The 20,353-nt window shown below is 62.4% G+C and carries 20 protein-coding genes; 13 read left to right on the plus strand and 7 right to left on the minus strand.

Annotation, left to right across the window (positions count from 1 at the left end; genetic code table 11):
• Window positions 1-104: 104 nt before the first annotated feature.
• On the plus strand, window positions 105-1,043 hold the full coding sequence (locus BLQ01_RS10705) for a LysR family transcriptional regulator (protein WP_026540541.1): 939 nt from the start codon (window positions 105-107) through the stop codon (window positions 1,041-1,043).
• Here BLQ01_RS10705 and BLQ01_RS10710 read toward each other — a convergent pair whose 3' ends face one another.
• Entirely contained in the window at window positions 1,044-1,823 is a 780-nt protein-coding gene (locus tag BLQ01_RS10710; RefSeq protein ID WP_026546712.1) for a type 1 glutamine amidotransferase domain-containing protein, read from the minus strand.
• 180 nt (window positions 1,824-2,003) lie between these two features.
• Here BLQ01_RS10710 and BLQ01_RS10715 point away from each other — a divergent pair, with 180 nt between their 5' ends.
• The 7 genes from BLQ01_RS10715 to BLQ01_RS10745 all read left to right on the plus strand — a co-directional run bounded on the left by BLQ01_RS10715 (window position 2,004) and on the right by BLQ01_RS10745 (window position 9,140).
• Window positions 2,004-2,429 carry a ChaB family protein gene (locus tag BLQ01_RS10715; protein WP_091551690.1) on the plus strand — a complete coding sequence of 142 codons (426 nt, stop codon included), beginning with the start codon at window positions 2,004-2,006 and terminating at the stop codon, window positions 2,427-2,429.
• 178 nt (window positions 2,430-2,607) lie between these two features.
• Window positions 2,608-4,197, plus strand: coding sequence for an ABC transporter substrate-binding protein (locus tag BLQ01_RS10720; RefSeq protein ID WP_091551691.1), 1,590 nt, complete (start codon window positions 2,608-2,610; stop codon window positions 4,195-4,197).
• Between the two features lie 27 nt (window positions 4,198-4,224).
• Window positions 4,225-5,166: an ABC transporter permease gene (locus tag BLQ01_RS10725; protein WP_026540545.1), complete on the plus strand. Its 942-nt coding sequence runs from the start codon at window positions 4,225-4,227 to the stop codon at window positions 5,164-5,166.
• Window positions 5,150-5,995, plus strand: coding sequence for an ABC transporter permease (locus tag BLQ01_RS10730; RefSeq protein WP_091551693.1), 846 nt, complete (start codon window positions 5,150-5,152; stop codon window positions 5,993-5,995). The genes BLQ01_RS10725 and BLQ01_RS10730 overlap by 17 nt, the downstream gene beginning before the upstream one ends.
• Complete coding sequence (locus tag BLQ01_RS10735; protein WP_091551695.1) at window positions 5,988-7,604, plus strand: ATP-binding cassette domain-containing protein; 1,617 nt, start codon at window positions 5,988-5,990, stop codon at window positions 7,602-7,604. Before BLQ01_RS10730 ends, BLQ01_RS10735 begins: the two co-directional genes overlap by 8 nt.
• A 92-nt stretch (window positions 7,605-7,696) precedes the next feature.
• Window positions 7,697-7,903, plus strand: a complete 207-nt coding sequence (locus BLQ01_RS10740) for a hypervirulence associated TUDOR domain-containing protein (RefSeq protein WP_026540547.1) — start codon at window positions 7,697-7,699, stop codon at window positions 7,901-7,903.
• Window positions 7,904-7,907: 4 nt separating this feature from the next.
• Window positions 7,908-9,140: an NAD(P)/FAD-dependent oxidoreductase gene (locus tag BLQ01_RS10745; protein WP_091551696.1), complete on the plus strand. Its 1,233-nt coding sequence runs from the start codon at window positions 7,908-7,910 to the stop codon at window positions 9,138-9,140.
• A gap of 37 nt (window positions 9,141-9,177) precedes the next feature.
• Here the strand turns inward: BLQ01_RS10745 and BLQ01_RS10750 are convergent, their stop codons facing one another.
• From BLQ01_RS10750 to BLQ01_RS22350, 4 genes are all read right to left on the minus strand, one after another.
• The gene (locus BLQ01_RS10750) at window positions 9,178-10,071 is read right to left on the minus strand and encodes a glucose 1-dehydrogenase (protein ID WP_026540549.1); all 894 of its coding nucleotides are present in this window, start codon (window positions 10,069-10,071) and stop codon (window positions 9,178-9,180) included.
• Window positions 10,072-10,203: 132 nt separating this feature from the next.
• Window positions 10,204-11,478 carry a cation:proton antiporter gene (locus BLQ01_RS10755; protein ID WP_091551698.1) on the minus strand — a complete coding sequence of 425 codons (1,275 nt, stop codon included), beginning with the start codon at window positions 11,476-11,478 and terminating at the stop codon, window positions 10,204-10,206.
• A gap of 1 nt (window position 11,479) precedes the next feature.
• Window positions 11,480-12,724 carry a non-homologous end-joining DNA ligase gene (gene ligD, locus BLQ01_RS10760; RefSeq protein WP_091551700.1) on the minus strand — a complete coding sequence of 415 codons (1,245 nt, stop codon included), beginning with the start codon at window positions 12,722-12,724 and terminating at the stop codon, window positions 11,480-11,482.
• A 4-nt stretch (window positions 12,725-12,728) separates the two neighbouring features.
• Entirely contained in the window at window positions 12,729-13,184 is a 456-nt protein-coding gene (locus BLQ01_RS22350) for a hypothetical protein (RefSeq protein WP_175493385.1), read from the minus strand.
• Here BLQ01_RS22350 and BLQ01_RS10765 point away from each other — a divergent pair.
• Window positions 13,177-13,482 (plus strand): DUF3846 domain-containing protein, encoded by a 306-nt coding sequence (locus BLQ01_RS10765; RefSeq protein WP_254779361.1) that lies wholly within the window; start codon window positions 13,177-13,179, stop codon window positions 13,480-13,482. The two genes, BLQ01_RS22350 and BLQ01_RS10765, sit on opposite strands and share 8 nt — an antisense overlap.
• 81 nt (window positions 13,483-13,563) lie before the next feature.
• A complete protein-coding gene (locus BLQ01_RS10770; RefSeq protein WP_091551703.1) occupies window positions 13,564-15,312 on the plus strand; it encodes a pyruvate dehydrogenase in 1,749 nt (582 codons plus the stop codon).
• Window position 15,313: 1 nt separating this feature from the next.
• Here the strand turns inward: BLQ01_RS10770 and uvrA are convergent, their stop codons facing one another.
• Both uvrA and arfB read right to left on the minus strand, forming a co-directional pair.
• Window positions 15,314-17,827: an excinuclease ABC subunit UvrA gene (gene uvrA / locus BLQ01_RS10775; RefSeq protein WP_091551705.1), complete on the minus strand. Its 2,514-nt coding sequence runs from the start codon at window positions 17,825-17,827 to the stop codon at window positions 15,314-15,316.
• A gap of 49 nt (window positions 17,828-17,876) precedes the next feature.
• Entirely contained in the window at window positions 17,877-18,296 is a 420-nt protein-coding gene (arfB, locus tag BLQ01_RS10780; protein WP_091551706.1) for an alternative ribosome rescue aminoacyl-tRNA hydrolase ArfB, read from the minus strand.
• 174 nt (window positions 18,297-18,470) lie between these two features.
• On the opposite strand from arfB, the gene BLQ01_RS10785 reads away from it, so the two are divergent.
• From BLQ01_RS10785 to BLQ01_RS10795, 3 genes are all read left to right on the plus strand, one after another.
• Window positions 18,471-18,866, plus strand: coding sequence for a hypothetical protein (locus BLQ01_RS10785; protein WP_091551708.1), 396 nt, complete (start codon window positions 18,471-18,473; stop codon window positions 18,864-18,866).
• Window positions 18,867-18,938: 72 nt separating this feature from the next.
• A complete protein-coding gene (locus BLQ01_RS10790; protein ID WP_091551710.1) occupies window positions 18,939-19,574 on the plus strand; it encodes a dihydrofolate reductase family protein in 636 nt (211 codons plus the stop codon).
• Window positions 19,571-20,215, plus strand: a complete 645-nt coding sequence (locus BLQ01_RS10795) for an MBL fold metallo-hydrolase (protein WP_091551712.1) — start codon at window positions 19,571-19,573, stop codon at window positions 20,213-20,215. The genes BLQ01_RS10790 and BLQ01_RS10795 overlap by 4 nt, the downstream gene beginning before the upstream one ends.
• Window positions 20,216-20,353: the final 138 nt, after the last annotated feature.

Here is a 20,353-nt window from a genome sequence, read left to right on the forward strand (position 1 = left end):
AGCGGAGGAAAGTGTGCCCGTGTCTGGACGACGCAGTCCGCTGAATGGCAGCTCTATGCCGAGTAAATGCAGTGAATGAACGGTTAAAACAGGAGTGTGAAGGCATGCTTAACGACGACACCCCGGAATTATTCGACATCAGAAGGCTCGCGCTGCTGGTGGAAGTCGTCGAGCAGGGATCCATTACTGCTGCAGCCGATACCATGCTCTACACTCCCTCGGCCGTTTCACAGCAGCTGCGCAAGCTTGAGCAAGAGGTCGGCCAGCCGTTGCTGAACCGACGTTCGCGCGGCGTTGTTCCCACCGAGGCAGGCCAGATACTCGCAGGGCATGCCCGGAAAATTGTGGGTCAGATGCGGGCGGCCCGTTCCGACCTGGACCAAATCGCAGGCTTGAACCGCGGTTCGCTGACCATTGGTACCTTTCCCACACTCGCGGGATCGTTTCTGCCCCTGGTCATCAGGGCATTCAAGAAGCGGTACCCGGCCATTGGCCTCTCCGTGCGCAGCGCACGCTTTGACGAGTTGGTCTCGGACCTTCAGTCAGGAGTGACGGGATTGTGTTTGCTGTGGGACTACCCCTGGAACCGGTTCAACGATGAATCCATCCGCATCACCGAGGTCTTCCAGGAGAGCACAGTGATTTTGGTGGCCAAGGGACACCCCTTGGCCGACCGGGAGCAAGTGGAGATGGGAGAACTCCGGAAGGAGTCATGGATAGTCCGCGCGGAAGCACATCCGGTGGTTGAAGTGCTTCAACGTTCAGCACATGTTGCCGGCTTTGAGCCGAACATCGGCTTTTTGGCGAACGATTACCAGGAGGCGCAGGCCATGGTCAGCGTGGGTATGGGGGTGGCGATGGTGCCCAAAACGGCGGTGGCCTTGCAGCACCCCGATGTCCGCGTCCTCAGCCTTGGCCCTGATGCGCCCTTGCGTCGGGTACTCCTGGCCCAGCGCCAGGACAAGGTGTATGCCCCCGCGGAAGTGGCTTTCCACTCGACGCTCGTGGAAATCGCGCGGGCGCGGGGGCATGACTACCTCTAGTCAGTGGCCGGTGTCAGAACCGGCCTGCTTCCTGGCGGACTTTTCGGCGTCCTTCCCAGCACGCACTGCATCTGCCTCGTGCTGCTCTTCGGCCTTTTCCTGGTGGATGACTTCGGCAAAGAGTTTTTCCATTTCTTTGGCCACGCCGGCCGCCGAGGCAGGGTTCTGGCCTGTGACAAGGCGGCCGTCAACCGCCACCTTCTCCTCAAAGACCCCCGCGGAGACGTGACGCGCCCCCTGTTCCTCAAGCCGGTCTGCAAGGAAGAAGGGAATGACCTTGTCTTTGCCTGCAGCCACTTCTTCGTCATTGGTAAACGCTGCCACGTCGCGGCCCTCGACCAGCCGGAATCCGTTGTCCAGTTCTACGTTCACCAGTCCGGCCGGCCCGTGGCATACGGCACCCACCAGGCCGCCGGCGTTGTAAATGCCGGCCACCAGATTCTGCAGGCCTTCGCTGTCGGGGAAGTCCCACATGGTGCCGTGGCCACCCACGAGGTAGATGGCATCGTATTGGGCGGGATCGACGACGTCGACGCGGGCGGTGTTGTACAGCCCTGCGCGCGTTGTCTCGTCCTGGGTGAAGGCAACCTGGATGGGATCCTCTTCGTCCACTTCATCGCGTGGAGGCTGGCCTCCTTTGATGGACGCAAAGTCGACGAAGTGGCCCGAATCTTTGAAGACCTTCCAGGGGTGGGCGGCTTCGGCCACGTTGTAGCCGGTTTTCTCTCCCGTGTCGCCGAGCTCGGAAACGCTGGTTACTACCATGAGGATTTTCTTCATGAAGTGCTCCTTTCGTCCACCTTCCACCCTACGCCCACCGCTTTTCGGCCCTTTCTTGGGCCCTTGGCTTCAGACTCTGGCCAGATTTGGCAGGCGCCGGGGCCTCGTGAGGGCATCTTGAGGTCGGCCCTGGTGTTGTCGCATGCTTGAGGTATTCCCTGGACCAGGAGAGTGAGTCACATGCCCAAGACCGGCAAGAACGATCACGCCCGAAAAGACGAGTTGCCCTCAACCCTTCAGCGCTCGGACCAGAAAGCCCAGGACACGTTCGCCAAGACCTACGACTCCGCGATGGAATCCTACGACGGCGATGAGAGCAGGGCCGCCCGCACGGCCTTCGCATCGCTGAAGCACAGCTACGAGAAGGTTGGCGACCATTGGGAACCCAAGGAAGAACGTGGACCTTCCGATGACCATGCGGCGGAAGGGGCCAGCTCTGACAAGGCCACTGCCGGCGGAGTGGACGCCAATGCTTCCAAGGAGCACCTCTACCGGCGGGCCCGCGAACTGGGCATCAAGGGGCGCTCAACCATGGATAAAGATGAGCTGATCCACGCACTGCAGAAGGCCAATGACGCCGCTACCCGAAAAGCCCGGGAAGGCTGATCCGGAGTGCCCACGCCGTGGCGCCCTGGTGATGGTCCGGCTTGTTCCAACTGACTTGACGAACTTACCTGACGAAAACCGGCGGGTGATGTCGGGCACATTATGACGCGTCTGCGAAGCCGGCCGTTTTTGGTGTTGCGTAGGAGGTAAGGCTAACCTAAATAGTCTCTACTTCCCCATGCCCTCCCGTTCCGGGCATACATCGCAGGCGGTTCCTTTGCGCACACTCAGCCTTCCCACAGCAGCCCTTGGGGTCGCTGCACTTCTCGCCCTGACCGGTTGCGGCCTCAGCGGTGGACAGACAGCCAGCACCGAAAAGGTGGCCGATACCAACCAGCGCATCGTCGTGGACAACTTCCGGGCTCCCGTGGCCAACTGGGCGTTGGAGTCCGACGCCGCGTACATCCTCTCGCTGTCCGGCTGCCTGGAAACCTTGACCAAGTACGACTCCGCCCAGGGCAAAGTGGTCCCGTTCCTTGCCACTGAGTGGAAGCAGGTCTCACCCCTGGAGTGGGACTTCACCATCCGCGAAGGCGTGAAGTTCCAGGACGGCACCGATCTCACGGCGGAGGCGGTCGCCGCCTCGCTGAACTCCGTCCTGAAGGCCAAAGTCCCTGCCCGGGCGTTCAGCCCGGCCATTGTCACTGCCGTCCAGGCCACGGACGCCAAAACCGTTCGCGTGACCACCCCGGCGGAGAACCCACTGGTGCCGTTCCGCCTGGCGAGCGTCAACACCGGCATTCTCGCCCCTGCCGCCTACGCAGGTGCCACGATTGATCCCTTCGGTCACTGCACCGGCCCGTTCACGCCGGTATCGGAAAAGGCAAAGCAGTCCTTGACGCTTGACCGCAACGAGAACTACTGGGGCGGAAAGGTGCAATTGGCGGGCGCCGAGGTCCGCTTCATCACCAACGGAGCTACCCGTGCGGCCCAAGTACAGACCGGCGAAGCGGACATTTCCCTATCCATCCCGGCCTCTGCGCTGTCCACCCTTGAAAGCGCACCTGATGTTTCGGTCCTGAAGGCAGATTCGCCCCGCACGGCCACCTTGTACATGAACAACGGCCGGGCACCTTTCAACAACGTCGATTTCCGCAAGGCACTCCGGTCCGCATTGGACCTGGAAGCTTTGGCAGCCAGCGTCTACGAAGGCGCGGCGCTGCATGCCACCGGTCCTTTCGCGCCCTCCGAGCCCTGGGCGTCCAGCGAAGCCAAGGCGCCCAAGCAGAACCTGGACGAAGCGAAGAAACTCCTGGCCGATGCCGGTTACACCGCGGACAAACCGCTGGAGATCATCGCCATTGTGGAGCGGGCAGAGTTCGCGGACGTAGCAACAGTGATCCAGGACAACCTCAAGGACATCGGTGTACCGGTGACCATCCAGGCCAAGGAATACGCCTCGGCCGAACCGGATGTCCTGGCCGGGAACTATGACATGATCCTGAGCCAGCGCAACCGGCTCATCGACATCGCAGATCCCATTGGCTTCCTGACGGCCGACTACACCTGCAAGGGGACGTACAACCTGAGCCACTTCTGCAACGAGGACTACGACGCCATCATCGCCGAAGCAGCCAAGACCTCCAACACCGAGGAACGGTACAAGCTGTATGCCAAAGCCGGTCAACTCCTTAACGACCAAGCCGTGAACCTCTGGCTCGTCAATGAACAAGCCACGGACGCTGTCCGCAGCAACGTCCTGTCCTACGCCCAGGATCCGCTGTCCCGGTATGTCCTGACTGCGCAGACGGCCAAGGCCGGCTCCTAGCAACGGGCCGGGACAAGCTAGAAGCGTATGATCACCTTCCTTGCGAGGCGGACGGCGACCCTGGTGGTCGCCGTCCTGCTGTCGTCTTTCGCCGTCTTCCTGATTCCGTATGTGACTCCGGGCGATCCTGTCAGGAAAATCATCCGTTCCAGGGTGGCAGGAGATGTGGTGGATGAGGCAACGGTCCATGCACTGGCGGACAGCCTGGGATTGAACGATCCCCTTCCCGCCCAATATCTGCGGTGGCTGGGCGATTTCTTCACCGGTGACATGGGGTTGTCCCACATCAGCCGGACACCGGTGATCGACCAAGTGATGCCTGCTTTGGGGATCACCGTCAGCCTTGTCCTGGTGGCCTTGGGCGCTGCTTTAGTGGTGTCCCTGCCGTTGGGGATCGTGGCGGCCCTGAAGCAAGGCAGCAAAACCGACAAACTCATCACTACCGTCACGCAGTCCTTCATTGCCATGCCGGAATACTGGCTGGCACCCCTGCTGGTGCTGGTCTTTGCACTGAGGCTTGCCTGGCTCCCTTCAGCAGGGTGGAACACGGCGTCCTCCATCGTCCTGCCCGCCGCGACGCTGGCCCTGCGCCCTATCAGCTTCTTCACGTCAGCAGTCCGCTCGGGCATGATCGATGCCCTGGAAGCCGAACACATCCAGGCGGCCCGGGCCCGGGGGCTCAGCCACGTGCAGACGGTCCTGCAGCATGTGATTCCCAACGGACTGGTTCCCTTGTCCACTTTGTTCGCGGTGTGGTTCGCGGGGCTTCTGGGAGGTTCGGTGATTGTGGAGGTAATCTTCGCAATCCCCGGCATGGGACGGCTCCTCTACGACGCCGTGGTCAACAGTGACATCCCCCTGGCGCAGGGAGGCGTGGTGGTTGTGGTGGCGTTGGCCGTTGCCATCACCACTCTGGCGGACTTCCTGCACCGGATTCTGAGCCCAAAGGTGAGTGGCGCCCTTGCGTAAACGGTCAGTGCTCGACGGCGCCGCCGTCGTTATTCTTGTCCTGATAGTCGTCGCCGTGGCGGCTGCGCCGTGGTTGGCGCCTTTTCCTCCGGAAGACCAGAACCTCGCTGTGCGGCTTGCGCCGCCCAGTGCCACACACTGGCTGGGGACAGACCACCTCGGGCGGGATACGCTGAGCCGCTTGCTCGACGGCGGTCGGTTCTCCCTGGTGGTGGCGGCACTGGCTACCCTCCTGACGGGGATCATCGGGTTGGGGATCGGTGTGCTCAGCGCCCGGCGGAAGGGTTGGGTAGATGAACTGTTCACCCGTACCAATGACGTTTTGTTGGCGCTGCCGGAGATGGTGGTGGCATTGTTCATCGTTGCTGCCATGGGCACCGGATTTACGTCGCTGCTGGTCGCGTTGACGGTGACAGGGTGGACGCCCTTTGCCCGCCTGGCGCGGACATTGGCCTACGACGTCTCTGCACGCGGCTTCGTCGAAGCAGCGCGTGTGGTGGGCTGTTCGCCGTCGTTCATTGTGTTCCGCCACATCATCCCGCACCTCGCCGCCCCCATGCTGGGGCAGGCGACACTGCGTTTCGGGCAGCTCCTGATCAGCGTGGGAGCCCTGTCCTACCTCGGCCTGGGCGTTCAGCCGCCGCAATCGGACTGGGGTTCCATGGTGGCAGCGGCCCAGCCATACGCGGAGCGGGCGCCGTGGGGGATTGTTGCTCCGGGACTCACCATCTTCCTGGTTGCCCTTTGTGTCACGCTGATCGGTCAGCGGACATCACGGCGGGCAGCCGATCCGGTGGATGTCCTGGTGGTGGAGGGTCAACATGCCTGAACTGGTGATCAAGGACCTGACGGTGGTGGGAGCAGGCGGCGGGCGGCCTGTTCTTTCCGATGTCAGCCTTGCAGTACACCCCGGCGAGTTTGTAGCGCTCGTGGGCGGTTCGGGGTCGGGCAAGACCATGACTGCCCGGTCCGTCCTGCAGTTGCTGCCGGAGCAGTTGCGGATTGCTTCGGGGTCCATCCATGTGGGCTCCGTCGACGTGACCTGTGCCCCTGAAGGTGAACTGAACCGCATCCGGGGTGGCCGGCTGGGGATGCTGTTCCAACAGCCCAAGAAGATGTTCAACCCCAATAAGACCATCCGCGCCCATCTCAGGGAACCACTCCGTCTCCATTCAGGCCTGCGCGGTAAAGCTGCGGACGCCAAGGTGCTGGAACTGTTGGGTGAAGTGGGATTCGAGAATCCGCAGTGGGGCGCCAGGTCCTACCCGCATCAACTTTCCGGTGGCATGGCCCAGCGTGCAATGACAGCCATGGCCTTGGCGGGCCAGCCTGGGATCCTGCTTGCCGACGAGCCGACGTCCGCGCTGGACAAGGTCCTGGAACGCCAGATCCTGCAGCTGCTGGACCGCGAACGGAGCCAGCGCGGACTGGGAATCCTCTACATCACCCACAACCTTGCTTCCGTTGCGGCCTTCGCAGACCGTGTGTTGGTGATGGACGCAGGGAAGATCGTTGAGTCCGGCACTACCGAAGAAGTGTTGGGAAGTCCGAAGACTCCCTACACGCAGAGGCTCCTCGAAGCCTCGAACCTCCTGCCGTCAGGGACTGTGAAGCAGCCGAAGCCGGGGCCCGCTGTCCTCACCCTGAACGGCGTGGTGAAGAACTTCGGACGAAGCAGGCGGGGCCGCACTCCAGCGCTGGATGCTGTTTCCCTTGAACTGAACAAGGGCGAGATCCTCGGGGTGCTCGGCCAGTCAGGATCGGGGAAAAGCACCCTCGCCCGGGCCATCGTCGGTCTTGAAGGAATCAGCAGCGGCAGCATCACCCGGGCTCTGTCGGCAGGCCGCCTTACGGATAACACTGCCGTCCAACTGGTGTTCCAGGAACCTCACGACGCCTTCGACCCACGTATGACGCTCCGCGCCAGCTTGGAAGCACCGTTGCCCCGTCAGCTTCCGGCGGGCCTGAAAAAGCAGCGGCTGGATGAGGCCATGGCAGAGGTGGAATTGGACCCCGCAGTGCTGGACAGGCGCCCCGGCCAATGCTCCGGAGGCCAGTTGCAGCGGGTCACCATCGCCAGGGCACTCCTGCTGGAGCCCGAGGTGCTCATTTGCGACGAAGCAACCTCTGCCCTGGATGCCCTGACACAGAGAACCATCCTTGATCTGCTGCAACGCCTGCACCGCGAACGGGGACTCTCCCTGATGATGATCACCCACGACATGGACGTGGTCCGCCACATGTGCCAACGCGTAGCCGTCCTCTACCAAGGGCGGTTGGTGGAGCTGACGGACACGGACAAGTTCTTCACTGACCCCCAGCACCAGCACAGCAAAGACTTGGTCTCGGCAGCGATTCCCTGCAGGGGATTGCATCTGAAAAAGATGAGGACAGCCCTGCACGGGCAGGGAGCAAGCGCCAACTCAAACACCGCGTGAACGGATGCCTGGGTTCCGCAAAAAGATCATCATGCTTACTATTGTGGGGCGGCGCGTGATGTCAGAGCTGCAGAGCACACATTGGAGCGGACATGGCACTGAGCAAGGGAACCCACGTGGAGTGGAATACCTCCCAAGGAAAGACGCACGGAAAGATCCTGGAAAAGAAGACCAGCGATTTCGAGCTTGACGGCAACACCCATCGGGCCTCCGAAGAGGATCCGCAGTACGTGGTTGAATCCGAAAAAACGGGTGCACGGGCGGCGCACAAAGGCTCAGCGCTTACCGAGAAGAAGTAGGCCCATGTCCAACCACCATGATGTAGTCATCATCGGCGGAGGTAATGCTGGGGTATCGCTGGCGGCACGCTTGAGGCGCTACGGGGTCAAGGATATCGCCCTCATTGAGCCCAAGGACCATCACCTCTATCAGCCGCTGTTCTCCCATATTGCCGGTGGCAGGGCTGAGGTCAAGGAGGCCATCCGCAGCCAGTCATCCGTGACGCCCAAAGGCGTTGCGTGGATCAAGGACAAGGCAGTGGATGTGGACACCAACGCCAACGCGGTGTTGCTGGCATCGGGCACCGCCGTGGGCTATGGGCACCTGGTTGTCTGTCCAGGGCTCCAGTACCGGTGGGATGCTGTGCCGGGCTTGGCTGAGGCGGTCCGCTCCCCGTACGGCGCGTCGCATTATGAGTTCGAGCTCGCCCCGAAAGCCTGGTCGCTTCTGCGCAGCGTGCGGTCCGGCACCGTAATTTTCACCATGCCATCAGGGCCCATCAAATGTGGGGGTGCCAGTCAGAAGCCGATGTACCTGGCCTGTGACTACTGGCGTGAACAGGGCGTTCTGGACAATATCCGGGTAGTGATGGTGCAGCCCTATCCCACAGTGTTCGGCGTACCCGAGGTAGACAGGGAGCTTGAGCGGATCATCGCCGCGTACGGCATTGAACTGCGGACAAACAGCGAATTGGTGGCTGTGGATCCCGTAGGCAGGCAGGCAACCATCCGCAACATAGTCACCGGTACAACAGAGGACCTGGCCTACGACGTCCTCAATGCGGTGCCGCCCCAGTCGGCACCGGACTGGCTCGCGGCAACGGACTTGCCGGCCCCTGGCCGGCAGGATGGACTGAACCGCCAGGACGGACTCGGCCGGCAGGATGGATTTGTCGAAGTCGATACCGAGACGTTGCGCCACGTCCGCTTCGCTAATATTTGGTCCCTCGGCGACGCCGCAGCCACCACCAATTCCAAGGCCGGCGGCGCGCTGCGGAAGCAGACCAAGGTGCTGGCCAGGAACCTGGTTGCCGCGCGCCGTGGAAAACCGCCGGTGATGAAATACAACGGCTATTCAGTGTGCCCCTTCACCGTCTCCCGCACCACGGTGGTCTTCGCCGAGTTCGATCACCGGTACCGCCCGATGCCCACCATTCCCCGGGTGCCCACGTGGAAGGAAAGCCGGTTGTCGTGGTGGGTGGACCGCATCATGTTCCCCAAGGTCTACTGGCACATGATCCTCAAAGGCCGGGCCTGAGGAGTCCGTTCCCACCACGGCACCGCGTAGTTTAGGGCTACGGCGTCGGACTTCCACCGTTGACGTTCAAAGTCTCGCCCACCACATAACTTGATTCGGGCGAGGCCAGGAACACATAGGCCGGTGCGAGCTCTGCCGGCTGGCCGGCGCGGCCCAGGGGAGTGGACTGGCCGAACTCCGGCAAGGCTTCCTTGGGCTGGCCGCTGCTGACCTGAAGCGGTGTCCAAATGGGACCCGGGGCCACAGCGTTGACGCGGATGCCCTTGGGGGCAAGCTGCTGGGCCAGGCCTTTGGTGAAGTTATTGATGCTTGCCTTGGTGGTGGCATAGTCCACCAGGGTGGGCGAGGGGTTGTAGGCCTGGATAGAGGTGGTGTTGATGATGGTGGAACCGGCGGGCAGGTGGGGAAGTGCGGCTTTGGTCAGCCAGAACATTGCATAGACATTGGTCTTCTGGGTGTGGTCGAACTGTTCGTCGGTAATGTCCGCGAGCTCTTCCTGTGCTACTTGCTTTCCGGCGTTGTTCACCAAGATGTCCACCCCGCCCAGGACGGCCACGGCGGTATCGACTACTTCCTGGCATGTGGCGGAATCCTTCAGGTCGCCGGGAACCTTGACGGCCTTGCGCCCCGCGGCTTCGATAATGCCGGCGATCCTGCTTGCGTCCTCTTCTTCTTCGGGCAGGTAGGAGAGCACCACGTCTGCACCCTCCCTCGCGAAGGCAATGGCCGTCGCCGCGCCGATGCCCGAGTCCGCTCCTGTGACGATCGCCTTGCGGCCCTCCAGCCGCCCTGTTCCACGGTAGGTTTCCTCGCCAAGGTCCGCTTTCGGTGTCAGCTCTGCATCCAGGCCCGGCTCGGGCTGGTGCTGTTTGGGCGGGGAAATCTGCTCATAGGCGGTGACAGGGTTCCGGAACGTGTACTGGTCAGTCATGGTTGTCCTCCTGATGTCCGACGGATGGCGTGTTGTTGATACATCATGAAAAAGCTAAGGAAGCTTATGAATCAACCCTAAGCATCGCGACGCCTGTGTGCAAAGCCTGTGATGGATCCTGGCAGCCAGCCGTTACGGTAGCTGGCCGGAAGCGGCCGACGGCGGGAGGTCGCCGTCGTGAGTCTGTCGCGTTGGTGCCGGACCCTTGTCCTCAGGCCCAACGGCTGGCGTGGAAGTCGCGCCCTTGCGTTGGAGTTCCCGCAAAGCCAGCAACGGGAACAGCAGGACCGAAAGCATCCCGGCCCCCACCAGGGCGGAGGAGAAGCCGCTGGTGATGAACCCGTGCTCACGGCCAATAGTGGTCACGGCCACGATGATCGGCAGGCCCGTCGCCCCAAACAGGATGAGTGCCCGTTTGTCCGCCTTGGTGGAGCCGCGGGGAGCAGCGAGCAGGGACGGGAGCCCGCGAATGACCAGCAGGAGGACCAGGAACAGCGGAACCAGGACCAGCGTGCCGGGGCTGGACGTCAAGGCGCCGAGATCAAAATCGATCCCGGTATCGATGAAGAAAACAGGCACCAGGAAGCCGAAGGCGACCGCGTCGATTTTCGTTTCAATGACTTTTCGATCCTCTTCGGGAGCCCTCGCGATGGTCACCTGCCAAAGAACGCCGGCGGCGAAAGCGCCCAACAGCATGTCCAGCCCCAGGACCATGCTCAGCACAACCAGCGAGCTAAGGACCAGCATGATGGAGCGCATGGCGAATTGGCTGCTGGTGTGGAGGGTTCGGGTAATTTGCGCGTGCAGGACAGTGTGCTGCGCCCTGGAAGCGAAGAAAATGGCCACGCAGGTCAGGAGCACGAACCCCAGCAACACCACAGATGCCGTTCCCACCTGCTTCCCGGTGAAGAAAAGCGAAATCGCGATGAGTGGACCGAACTCCCCGACAGCGCCCAGGGCAGCAACGGCCGTGCCTGTGGGTGACGTGGATTCACCGGCATCACGGATGATGGGCAGCAGGGTTCCCAACGCTGTGGAGCACAAGGCGACTCCGATGATGACAGCCGACTCCGGGGCCGGAGCCAGAACAAAGCCTGCGCCGATTCCGGCAGCCAAAGAGATCAGCCAGCCTGCCGAAGCGCGCCTGATGGGGCGTCCGCGGATGGCCGTGAAGTCGATTTCATTTCCCGCGACGAAAAACAGCATGGCCAGCCCGAAATCGGCCAGGGTGTCGGTGAAGGCCGTGGAGTCGATCCATCCAAGCAAGCTCGGGCCCAAGAGTATCCCCAGGACAATTTCGAACACCACGATCGGCACCTTGACCACGGGATCAAGCAGTCGGACGGCAATGGGGGCCGCAACTGCCAACGCTGCAATGAGCACCAGGGACCCGGGCAGGTCTTGCATGTCAGGATCCGTGCCGTCCCGGCCATTCCTTGCCCGCCCACGGATCGTAGTCGGCGAGGAGTTCCTCTTGCGGTGGCCGCTCATTTTCCGGAACATGCTGCAGGTTCACCCGAACCCGGTACCAGAGCGAACTGGACCCCCTCATGCCATCAATCAGGACATCGGCAGGGTGCAACGCGGAGACGACGCCGGGATGCCGTCCTTTCCACTCCTCAAACGCAGCGATGGCCTCGGGTTTGGTCTTGGTGCGAGCCACCTCGATGAGCGGCATGGCGGACATCCGGCGGCCGGATCCGTCTCCTGCCCGGGGAGCTTTCTCGGCCGGCCCCAGTTCAGCAGCCAACGCCAGCAGTGCGTCCAGGGAGCCCACGGCGTGGTCGATGCCGGCGTGCGGATCACCCATCCCGGCATAGCGGTCCGGGACAGTGAGCACGGTGAACTCCTCCGGTCGGATGGAGCGTACTTCAGCCCAGGTCAGAGGTGTCGAGACGCGGGCATCGGGAAGTGAGCGGACGGAGTAGGCCGAAGCCACAGTGCGGTCCTTCGCGTTCTGGTTGAAGTCCACGAACACACTTTCACCCCGCTCCTCCTTCCACCATCTGGCGGTGGCAAGCCCGGGCGCACGGTTTTCTACTTCCCGGGCGAGGGTTTCGGCCGCGAGCCGCACTTCGCGGTAGGACCAGTTGGGAGCAATCCGCACCAGGATGTGGAGCCCCCGGGACCCGCTCGTCTTCGGCCACCCCACCAGCCCGACGTCGTCGAGGACGTCCTGGGCGACATATGCGGTATCGACGATCTGTGACCAATCCACACCAGGCATGGGGTCAAGGTCCACTCGAAGCTCGTCAGGGTGGTCCAGGTCCTCAGCACGGACAGGATGCGGATTGAGGTCGAGGCAGCCGAGGTTCACCACCCAGGCCAGTCCCGCGGCATCCCGGATAACGGTCTCTTCTGCTGAGGTTCCCGAGGAGTAGTGGAGCGTGGCCGTGTCGATGAACGGTGGGTGGTTTTCCGGAACGCGCTTCTGGAAGAACGGCTCGGCGTCAATGCCTTTGGGAAAGCGCTTGAGTACCATGGGCCGGCCGGCGGCTCCCCGAAGCGCACCATCGGCCACCGCCAGGTAGTAGTTGACCAGGTCGAGTTTGGTCACGCCGGGTAGGGGAAAAACTACCTTGTGGGGATTCGAGACGCGAACCTCTGCACCGTCAATGTCGAGGATCTCCGCCGGGGTCTTGGAGGGGCTCATGCGGTCACGCTAGCAATGAACGGCTGTCCCAACCAGAGGAGCTGAAGAAAAACTGGTTCGCGTTCTTTGCGGTGGGAGCGACAATTCCAGAACTGGCATTTAAATTTAAAGTCGGTATGGTGATGGTAAAGCACCTACGAATGGAGTGATTGGATTGTCGGGAAAATCCCCCAACAGCGCCAAGGCGAAAAAGTCCGGAAAAACCATCCTGGAGAAGCGGGCCGAAAAGAGGGCTAAAGCAGTCGGTAGCGACAACATATTTTCCAAGCCGCGAAAAAACCAGCGGTAGCCACCGGGTCGCCACGCTGCTGCGGGTAGGCGTCAGGCCCTGCCCGCAGCAGCGCCCTGACTTCGGTGGTCCAGGATGACGGCGGACGTCATCCTCATTGAGTAATGAGAGTGCAGTCTTGAAACAAAACTTTGCAGCACTTATTGTGCCGGCCAGGATTTCCTTGCCCATTAAATTGGTTCATATCGGACAGGGGCTGGATTTGCGGCAAGAACTCGTGCGGGGGAATGTCGAGACAATTACCGGCCGGGGGTGGCATGTTTTCCTGAATGACGAGGCAAAATTTATCCCCCTGCCGCTGAACCCCCGTGCTGAAGTGTTGATCCGGGAGGCCGGCATCCCCGTGGAGGACACCATCAATGGTGATGCCGTGTTCCTCGGCCACGGAAGCGACGGAGACGATGCTTCGGTTCCCGGACACCTGTTGATCAAGGCCGAACGCCTCTTCGGGACCCCGTTGGCGGCATAGCGGCCATTGAGCAGCCGCAGAGGCAGGCAGACTATATTTGGCCATGTCAGCCCGCCACCACACACAGGGAGCCTGCACACAATGGCCAAGGAACTTGCCACCCAGCTCATCGAACAACTCCAGGCTGCCGGGGTGCAGCGCATCTACGGAATTGTCGGTGACAGCCTCAATCCGATAGTGGACGCTGTGCGACAAACCGGGGGTTCGGCCAAAGGAGGCATCGACTGGATCCACGTCCGCCATGAGGAGGCGGCCGCCTTCGCCGCCGCTGCCGAGGCGCAACTGACCGGCAGGCTTGCCGTGTGCGCAGGTTCCTGCGGACCGGGAAACCTGCACTTGATCAACGGACTGTACGACGCCAACCGAACCGGGGCGCCGGTGTTGGCGATCGCCTCGCATATCCCCAGCAAGCAGATCGGAAGCGGCTTCTTCCAGGAAACGCATCCTGACCGGTTGTTCACCGAATGCTCGGTGTATTCGGAACTGATCAGCACGGCGGAGCAGGCGCCCCGGGTCATGCACAGCGCCATCCAGAACGCGATCGCCCTCAGGGGAGTCTCAGTGGTGACCCTTCCGGGCGACATCGCCGGCCTCGAAGCCGTCGTGCCCACTCCGGCACCTGCCACGTTCCGGCCCGCCACCGTGGTGCCCGATCCGGCCAGCGTGCAGGACCTCGCCCAGGCGATCAACGACGCCGGCAAGGTGGCCATTTTCGCCGGTGCCGGCGTCGAAGGCGCCCACAGCGAACTCATGGCGCTGGCCGAACTCATCAATGCCCCCATTGGCCACTCGCTCCGGGGAAAGGACTTTGTGCAGTACCGGAATCCATTCGACATTGGCATGACCGGGCTCCTGGGCTATGGCGCAGCGGCAGAGGGCATTGAAGATGCCGAGCTGCTGATCCTGTTGGGCACCGACTTCCCGTATGACCAGTTCCTGCCCGATACCCGGACGGCCCAAGTGGACAGGGCTGCCCAGCGGCTGGGCAGGCGGACCGACGTGGACATCGCAGTACACGGCGATGTCCTGCCCACGCTTACAGCACTGCTGCCGTTGGTCCAGGCGAAGAAGAACCGCCGGTTCCTGGACCAGATGCTCAAGAAACATGACCGCCTGATGAACAAGGCCGTGGGGGCCTACACGCGGAAGGTGGAGAAAAAGCAGCCGATCCACCCCGAATATGCCGCTTCCTTGCTTGACCAGGCTGCAGCAGAGGATGCAATCTTCACCGCGGATACCGGTATGTGCAACGTCTGGACCGCGCGGTACATCAACCCGCTGGGCACGCGGCGGCTGATTGGTTCCTTCCTTCACGGTTCCATGGCCAACGCCCTCCCGCACGCAATCGGTGCGCAGGTGGCCTATCCCGGCCGGCAAGTCGTGTCCGTATCCGGGGATGGTGGCCTGTCCATGTTGCTTGGTGAGCTCGTCACGGTTGCCGCGCACAAGTTGCCCGTGAACGTGGTGGTGTTCAATAACTCCACGCTGGGCATGGTGAAACTGGAGATGCTGGTGGACGGCCTTCCTGATTTTGGCGTGGACGTCCCGGATGCCAACTACGCCGGGGTAGCCAAGGCGTTGGGGTTCCATGCAGTGCGCGTTACGGACCCGGCGGACATAGAGTCTGCTTACAGGGAGGCTTTTGCGCATCCCGGACCGTCACTGGTGGAACTCATTACAGACCCGAATGCGCTGTCCATTCCACCGAAAATCTCCGGATCCCAAGTCATTGGGTTCGCCACGGCGATGTCCAAGGTGGTCCTGAACCGGGGAGCAGGCGAGGCCGTGAGCATGGCGCGCAGCAACCTCCGGAACATTCCGAGGCGCTGACTTACTGCGCGAGGGCGGCCGCAAGGTAGGGGGCTGTCCGGCTTTTGGTGGAACGGGCGACGACGGCGGGCGGCCCGGTAGCGATCACCTCGCCACCGGCGTCGCCTCCACCTGGCCCCAGGTCGATCACCCAATCAGCGGCCGCCACAACGTCCATGCCGTGTTCCACCACGATCACGGTGTTGCCGGCGTCAACAAGTCCGTGGAGCTGCTTCATGAGCAGCTGGACATCGGCCGGGTGCAGGCCGGTGGTGGGTTCGTCCAGCAGGTAAAGGGTGTGGCCGCGCTGGGTGCGCTGCAACTCGGTGGCGAGTTTGATGCGTTGAGCTTCTCCGCCGGAAAGCTCCGTGGCAGGCTGCCCGAGCCTGAGGTAACCCAGCCCGACGTCCTGAAGGGTCTGCAGGCTTCGCGAAACGGAGGGCAGGTCTGAAAGGAACCCGGACGCCGCAGCTACGGTCATGCCCAGGACCTCAGCGATGTTGCGGCCACGGTACTTCACTTCCAGGGTGTCCGGGTTGAAACGGGTGCCCTCACACTCGGGGCAGGGACCGTAGCTACCGGGAAGGAACAGCAATTCAACGGCCACAAACCCTTCTCCCTGGCAGGTTTCGCAGCGGCCTCCGGCGACGTTGAACGAGAACCTTCCGGCACCGAAGCCACGGGCGCGGGCGTCGTCGGTTGCTGCGAATTCCTTCCGGACCCCATCGAAAAGACCCGTGTAGGTGGCCAGGTTGGATCGTGGTGTGCGGCCGATGGGTTTCTGATCCACCTTGACCAGGCGGTCAAGGTGGTGGAGCCCGGACACGGCTGCAGTTTCCGTGGATTCAGGGTGGTCCGCCGATTCCGGATGGAGCCGGGCGTTGACAACCTCGGCCAGGACCTGGCTGACCAAGGTGGACTTGCCCGAACCGGAAACGCCGGTCACAGCGGTCAGGACGCCCAAAGGAAACTCCACCTCGAGTCCGCGGAGGTTATGGCGGGTTGCGCCTCGAAGCTTGAGTGACCGATCCCAGGGACGGGGAACACCGGCACCCGATTTGTCCTCCTCAGGAAAAAGGAAGGGGCGGGTCACGGAATCGTGCACGTGTTCCAGGCCGTCCACGGGGCCGCTGTAGAGGACCTGGCCGCCGCCCTCGCCGGCGAGGGGTCCGACGTCGACCAACCAGTCCGCCGCCTGGACGAACTTCATATTGTGCTCAACAACAAACACGGAGTTCCCGGACTTCTTGAGCTGGTTCAGCACTTCAAGCAGGGGCTCGGCGTCAGCGGGGTGGAGCCCCGCGGAGGGCTCATCCAAGACGTAGATGACGCCGAACAGGCCGGAGCGCAGTTGCGTGGCGATCCTGAGCCTTTGCATTTCGCCGGGGGAGAGGGTGGGGGTTGCCCGTCCCAGCGCCAGGTAGCCGAGGCCAAGTTCCAGGAGCACGGTAACCCTGGCGAGCAGGTCCCGGGTGATGGCCACGGCTACCTCGTTGCCTTCGCCGGACCTCTGGGTGCGGGAGGCAGTCCCGGCCGTGGTGAGCTCGGTGGTTGGCCTGATGATCTCCGCCAACCGGGTCAGCGGCAGGGAGTTGAACTCGGCAATCGTCTTTCCGGCGAACGTGACGGCGAGCGCTTCGGGCCTGAGTCCGCTGCCGTCGCACCGTGGGCAGCGGCCGGTTGTCATGAAGCGCAGGACCCGGTCCCGCATGGCGGTGCTCTTGGAGTCTGCCAGGGTGTGGAGGACGTAGCTCTTGGCGCTCCAGAAGCGGCCTTTGTAGGGCTTGGCGACTCGGTCCCTCTGGGGAGTCACTTCCACCACGGGCTGCTCTTCGGTGAACAGGATCCAGTCCCGGTCCTTCTTTGCCAGTTTGCTCCACGGTACGTCCACGTCGTAGCCCAGGTGGGTGAGGATGTCGCGCAAGTTCTTGCCCTGCCATGCGCCGGGCCACGCGGCTATGGCTCCGTCGCGGATGCTCAGGGAGGGATCCGGCACCAGGGATGACTCGCTGACCGTGTGCGCAACGCCCAGGCCGTGGCATTCCGGGCACGCTCCGGCCGTGGTGTTGGGGGAGAAGGCGTCGGAGTCCAGTTGGCTGGTGCCTTCCGGGTACCGTCCGGCACGGGAGAAGAGCATGCGAAGGGAGTTGGACAGTGTTGTCACTGTGCCGACGCTGGACCGTGCGGTAGCCGTACCGCGGCGTTGTTGAAGCGCGACGGCGGGCGGGAGCCCCGTGATGGATTCAACCTTGGGATTGTGTCCCTGTTGGATGAGGCGGCGGGCATAGGGGGCTACGGATTCGAAGTAGCGGCGCTGGGCCTCGGCGTAGATGGTGCCAAAGGCGAGGGAGGATTTTCCCGACCCGGAGACGCCCGTGAAGGCGACGATGGCATCTCTTGGGACATTGACGTCCACGGAGCGGAGGTTGTTTTCGCGTGCTCCCCGGACTTTGACAAAGCCATCTTCAGGATCGATGAATTGTGCTGCCGGAACATCGGAAACGGGTCGCTCGGGGATTGTCAGTTTACTGTCCATTCCTATGACTCTATCGGCGTTCGTGAGGGTGTCCGGACGGTTCGGCGGCCTACTCAGCCGGAGGACGGCGTCGTTGTTGCTTGGTGGTGGACCTCAATTCCTTGGCGGCCCGGTGCCGGCGGGCGGAGCCGCGGGTGGGCTTTGAGGGGCGTCGAATGGCTTCGGGGGCAAGGCCGGAACGGATGATTGCCGCGAGTTTCGCCAAGGCGATCTCGCGGTTGCGCAATTGGGACCGTTCCTCTGAGGCTGTCACGGTGATGACCCCATCAAGGAGCTTTCGCTCGAGCCGTCTGAGCAACAGGTGGCGCTGCCCGTCCGTGAGTGCTGTCGTTCCGGCGATGTTCCATCGCAGTTCTGCGCGGCTGTCGGTGGTGTTGACATGTTGTCCGCCCGGCCCTGAGGAACGGGAAAACCGCCAGGACAATTCCGAGGCGGGAACTGTCACTGTGGGGGTAATTTCCAGGTCCATGGGCCAAGCCTTTCATGTCCGCAACCCTTTGGTGTCCGCAACCATCGGCGCCTCAGGTGGGTCTGTCCGGCGCATCCACGCCGGCGGGACGCATTGGCCAGTGGCACGAAGACACCAGGCCTTATGCTGCGTGACCCTGCCTGACTCCGGCGTCAAGCGCATAGGATCAACCATATGGCCGGTAGCGTGGACGTTCTTGGCCCCATCCTGGAAATGATGACCTGGGTGGGGTTCGTCCCGGGTGTCCCGTTGCTGATCACTGCGTGGATCGTTGCCAGGCGCCGGTGCCTTTGGGTGACCGCCGACGGCGAACGGTTCGCTGCCGGTGGTTTCGTGGGCCTGCACTGGGTTGACCAGGCCAATGAGGAACGCAAGATCCTGTTGGATGTCCCTTCAGGCGATGGCAGCTTCCAGCCAGGAGCGGTGGTGGTCCACTATGACCTTTGCCATCCTTCCCGATGCTCGCTTCAGCCGCCGCGGTATGACCACACTGTGTTGATCCTCGGCTGGATACTCACCGGCGTCGGCATCCTCAGTGCGCTGGGAGGCTTCGCCCTTCTGGTCCTCTAACCATCAACCCCTTGAATGGCTCTTTGCTCCGGGGCTAGCATGTCCCGCACGGTAGATCCGAGGAGGCGGCGCATGAGCGAGTCAACGGCAAGCGAGTCAACGGCAACCCTGGTGGTGGACCTGATTATTTCCTTGGATGGCTATGCATCTGCTGAGGGCTGGCCCGGGTGGTGGGGGCTGGAGGGTCCTGAGTACCTGGCTTGGCTGGACGAGGAAGGCAAGAAGGACTTCACCACCTTGATGGGGGCCACCACATACCGGGTGATGTCCAGCTTGTCCCAGGAAGCCAGTGCCGGGAATTCGGGCTTTTCGCAGGACGAGGGCGCCAGTTTGAGCGGCATGGCGGCCCTGCCCAAAATAGTCTTCTCCTCCACCTTGAAAGAACCTTTGGCGTGGGCCAACACCGAACTCATTACCGGTGATGCGGTGGAAGCGGTACGGGAACTGAAGCGGACTCGAACAGGCATTCTGAGCACCCTTGGCAGCATAAGCCTGTGCCGCTCCCTGCTGACCGCCGGACTGGTGGACAGATACCGCCTGGTTGTCTTTCCCGTGATCACCGGAAGGACCGGCAGCGAGCGCATCTTCGATGGCTATCCGGACGTAGCGTTGGAGCTCGTGGACAGCCGGACCTTCGATGGCCGGTCGCAGCTGCTGGAGTACATCCCGCGGGTCATTGACGGCCCGCCGGCAAAGAGGCAATCATGAGCCAGGCGCTGGAAGTCGTCGTCCAGCAAGTGCACTTACCTGCGGGAATGGCCGGTCCTGGAGAGATCAGCTTCGATGTCAGGTCTTTCGTTCTTCCTGTCACTGACGGAATTGTCCTCATCGATACCGGTCTGGCTGGAAATGTGGAGGACATCGCGCGCGGTTTGGAGAACGTTGGTGCGGGCTGGAGCGACGTTTCGGACGTCGTGCTCACGCATTCGCATCCGGATCACGTCGGCGGTTTGGAAGATGTCCTGTCCAGGACAACAGGAGTTGCGGTGTGGGCCGGCGATGGTGAAGCCGCTGCCATGGGTGTTGGCGGAGAGATCCAGCGAGCTTCCGATGGTCAGCTCATCCGCGGCTTGAGGGTCGTTTCAACGCCCGGTCACACCCAAGGGCACATCAGCCTGTTGTTGGAAAACGAGGGACTGATGTTCGTGGGCGACGCTGTGGGTGCCATGGACGGGACCATGGTGCGCCCGCCTGCGCCCTTCACTGCTGATCCGGCGGAGGCCGAACGTTCCCTGTGGAAGATCGCCACCATGTCTCCAGACAGGATGGCTTTTTCCCATGGTGGAGAACTCCAGGATCCGGGTTCCCTGCTTCGTGCATTGCTGAGCGGGTCTGCAGCCGGATCGTAGCGTCAACGCGACCGTGCGGAGGGAGGTGCAGCATCCCGCTGTGCCCTGGCTCTTGTTTCCCGGCTTCCGCGCTGGATTCCATGGCTTCCTAGTAAATCAGTAGACTTACTATTAGGCTGGCCGCTGGGGAAAGTCCCT

Origin of the sequence: Arthrobacter sp. UNCCL28 (genome assembly GCF_900102805.1) — a bacterium.
GTDB classification, from domain to species: Bacteria; Actinomycetota; Actinomycetes; order Actinomycetales; family Micrococcaceae; genus Arthrobacter; species Arthrobacter nicotinovorans_A.

Bases quoted from the DNA above. Each gene is read 5' to 3' on its own strand.
- BLQ01_RS10750 (WP_026540549.1), bottom strand. From the start codon at position 10,071: ATGACTGACCAGTACACGTTCCGGAACCCTGTCACCGCCTATGAGCAG.
- BLQ01_RS22350 (WP_175493385.1), bottom strand. From the start codon at position 13,184: ATGGGCAAGGAAATCCTGGCCGGCACAATAAGTGCTGCAAAGTTTTGT.
- arfB (WP_091551706.1), bottom strand. From the start codon at position 18,296: ATGGACCTGGAAATTACCCCCACAGTGACAGTTCCCGCCTCGGAATTG.
- ligD (WP_091551700.1), bottom strand. From the start codon at position 12,724: ATGAGCCCCTCCAAGACCCCGGCGGAGATCCTCGACATTGACGGTGCA.
- BLQ01_RS10755 (WP_091551698.1), bottom strand. From the start codon at position 11,478: ATGCAAGACCTGCCCGGGTCCCTGGTGCTCATTGCAGCGTTGGCAGTT.
- BLQ01_RS10795 (WP_091551712.1), top strand. From the start codon at position 19,571: ATGAGCCAGGCGCTGGAAGTCGTCGTCCAGCAAGTGCACTTACCTGCG.
- BLQ01_RS10735 (WP_091551695.1), top strand. From the start codon at position 5,988: ATGCCTGAACTGGTGATCAAGGACCTGACGGTGGTGGGAGCAGGCGGC.
- BLQ01_RS10710 (WP_026546712.1), bottom strand. From the start codon at position 1,823: ATGAAGAAAATCCTCATGGTAGTAACCAGCGTTTCCGAGCTCGGCGAC.
- BLQ01_RS10770 (WP_091551703.1), top strand. From the start codon at position 13,564: ATGGCCAAGGAACTTGCCACCCAGCTCATCGAACAACTCCAGGCTGCC.
- BLQ01_RS10790 (WP_091551710.1), top strand. From the start codon at position 18,939: ATGAGCGAGTCAACGGCAAGCGAGTCAACGGCAACCCTGGTGGTGGAC.
- BLQ01_RS10785 (WP_091551708.1), top strand. From the start codon at position 18,471: ATGGCCGGTAGCGTGGACGTTCTTGGCCCCATCCTGGAAATGATGACC.
- BLQ01_RS10720 (WP_091551691.1), top strand. From the start codon at position 2,608: ATGCCCTCCCGTTCCGGGCATACATCGCAGGCGGTTCCTTTGCGCACA.
- BLQ01_RS10705 (WP_026540541.1), top strand. From the start codon at position 105: ATGCTTAACGACGACACCCCGGAATTATTCGACATCAGAAGGCTCGCG.
- BLQ01_RS10715 (WP_091551690.1), top strand. From the start codon at position 2,004: ATGCCCAAGACCGGCAAGAACGATCACGCCCGAAAAGACGAGTTGCCC.
- uvrA (WP_091551705.1), bottom strand. From the start codon at position 17,827: ATGGACAGTAAACTGACAATCCCCGAGCGACCCGTTTCCGATGTTCCG.
- BLQ01_RS10725 (WP_026540545.1), top strand. From the start codon at position 4,225: ATGATCACCTTCCTTGCGAGGCGGACGGCGACCCTGGTGGTCGCCGTC.
- BLQ01_RS10745 (WP_091551696.1), top strand. From the start codon at position 7,908: ATGTCCAACCACCATGATGTAGTCATCATCGGCGGAGGTAATGCTGGG.
- BLQ01_RS10740 (WP_026540547.1), top strand. From the start codon at position 7,697: ATGGCACTGAGCAAGGGAACCCACGTGGAGTGGAATACCTCCCAAGGA.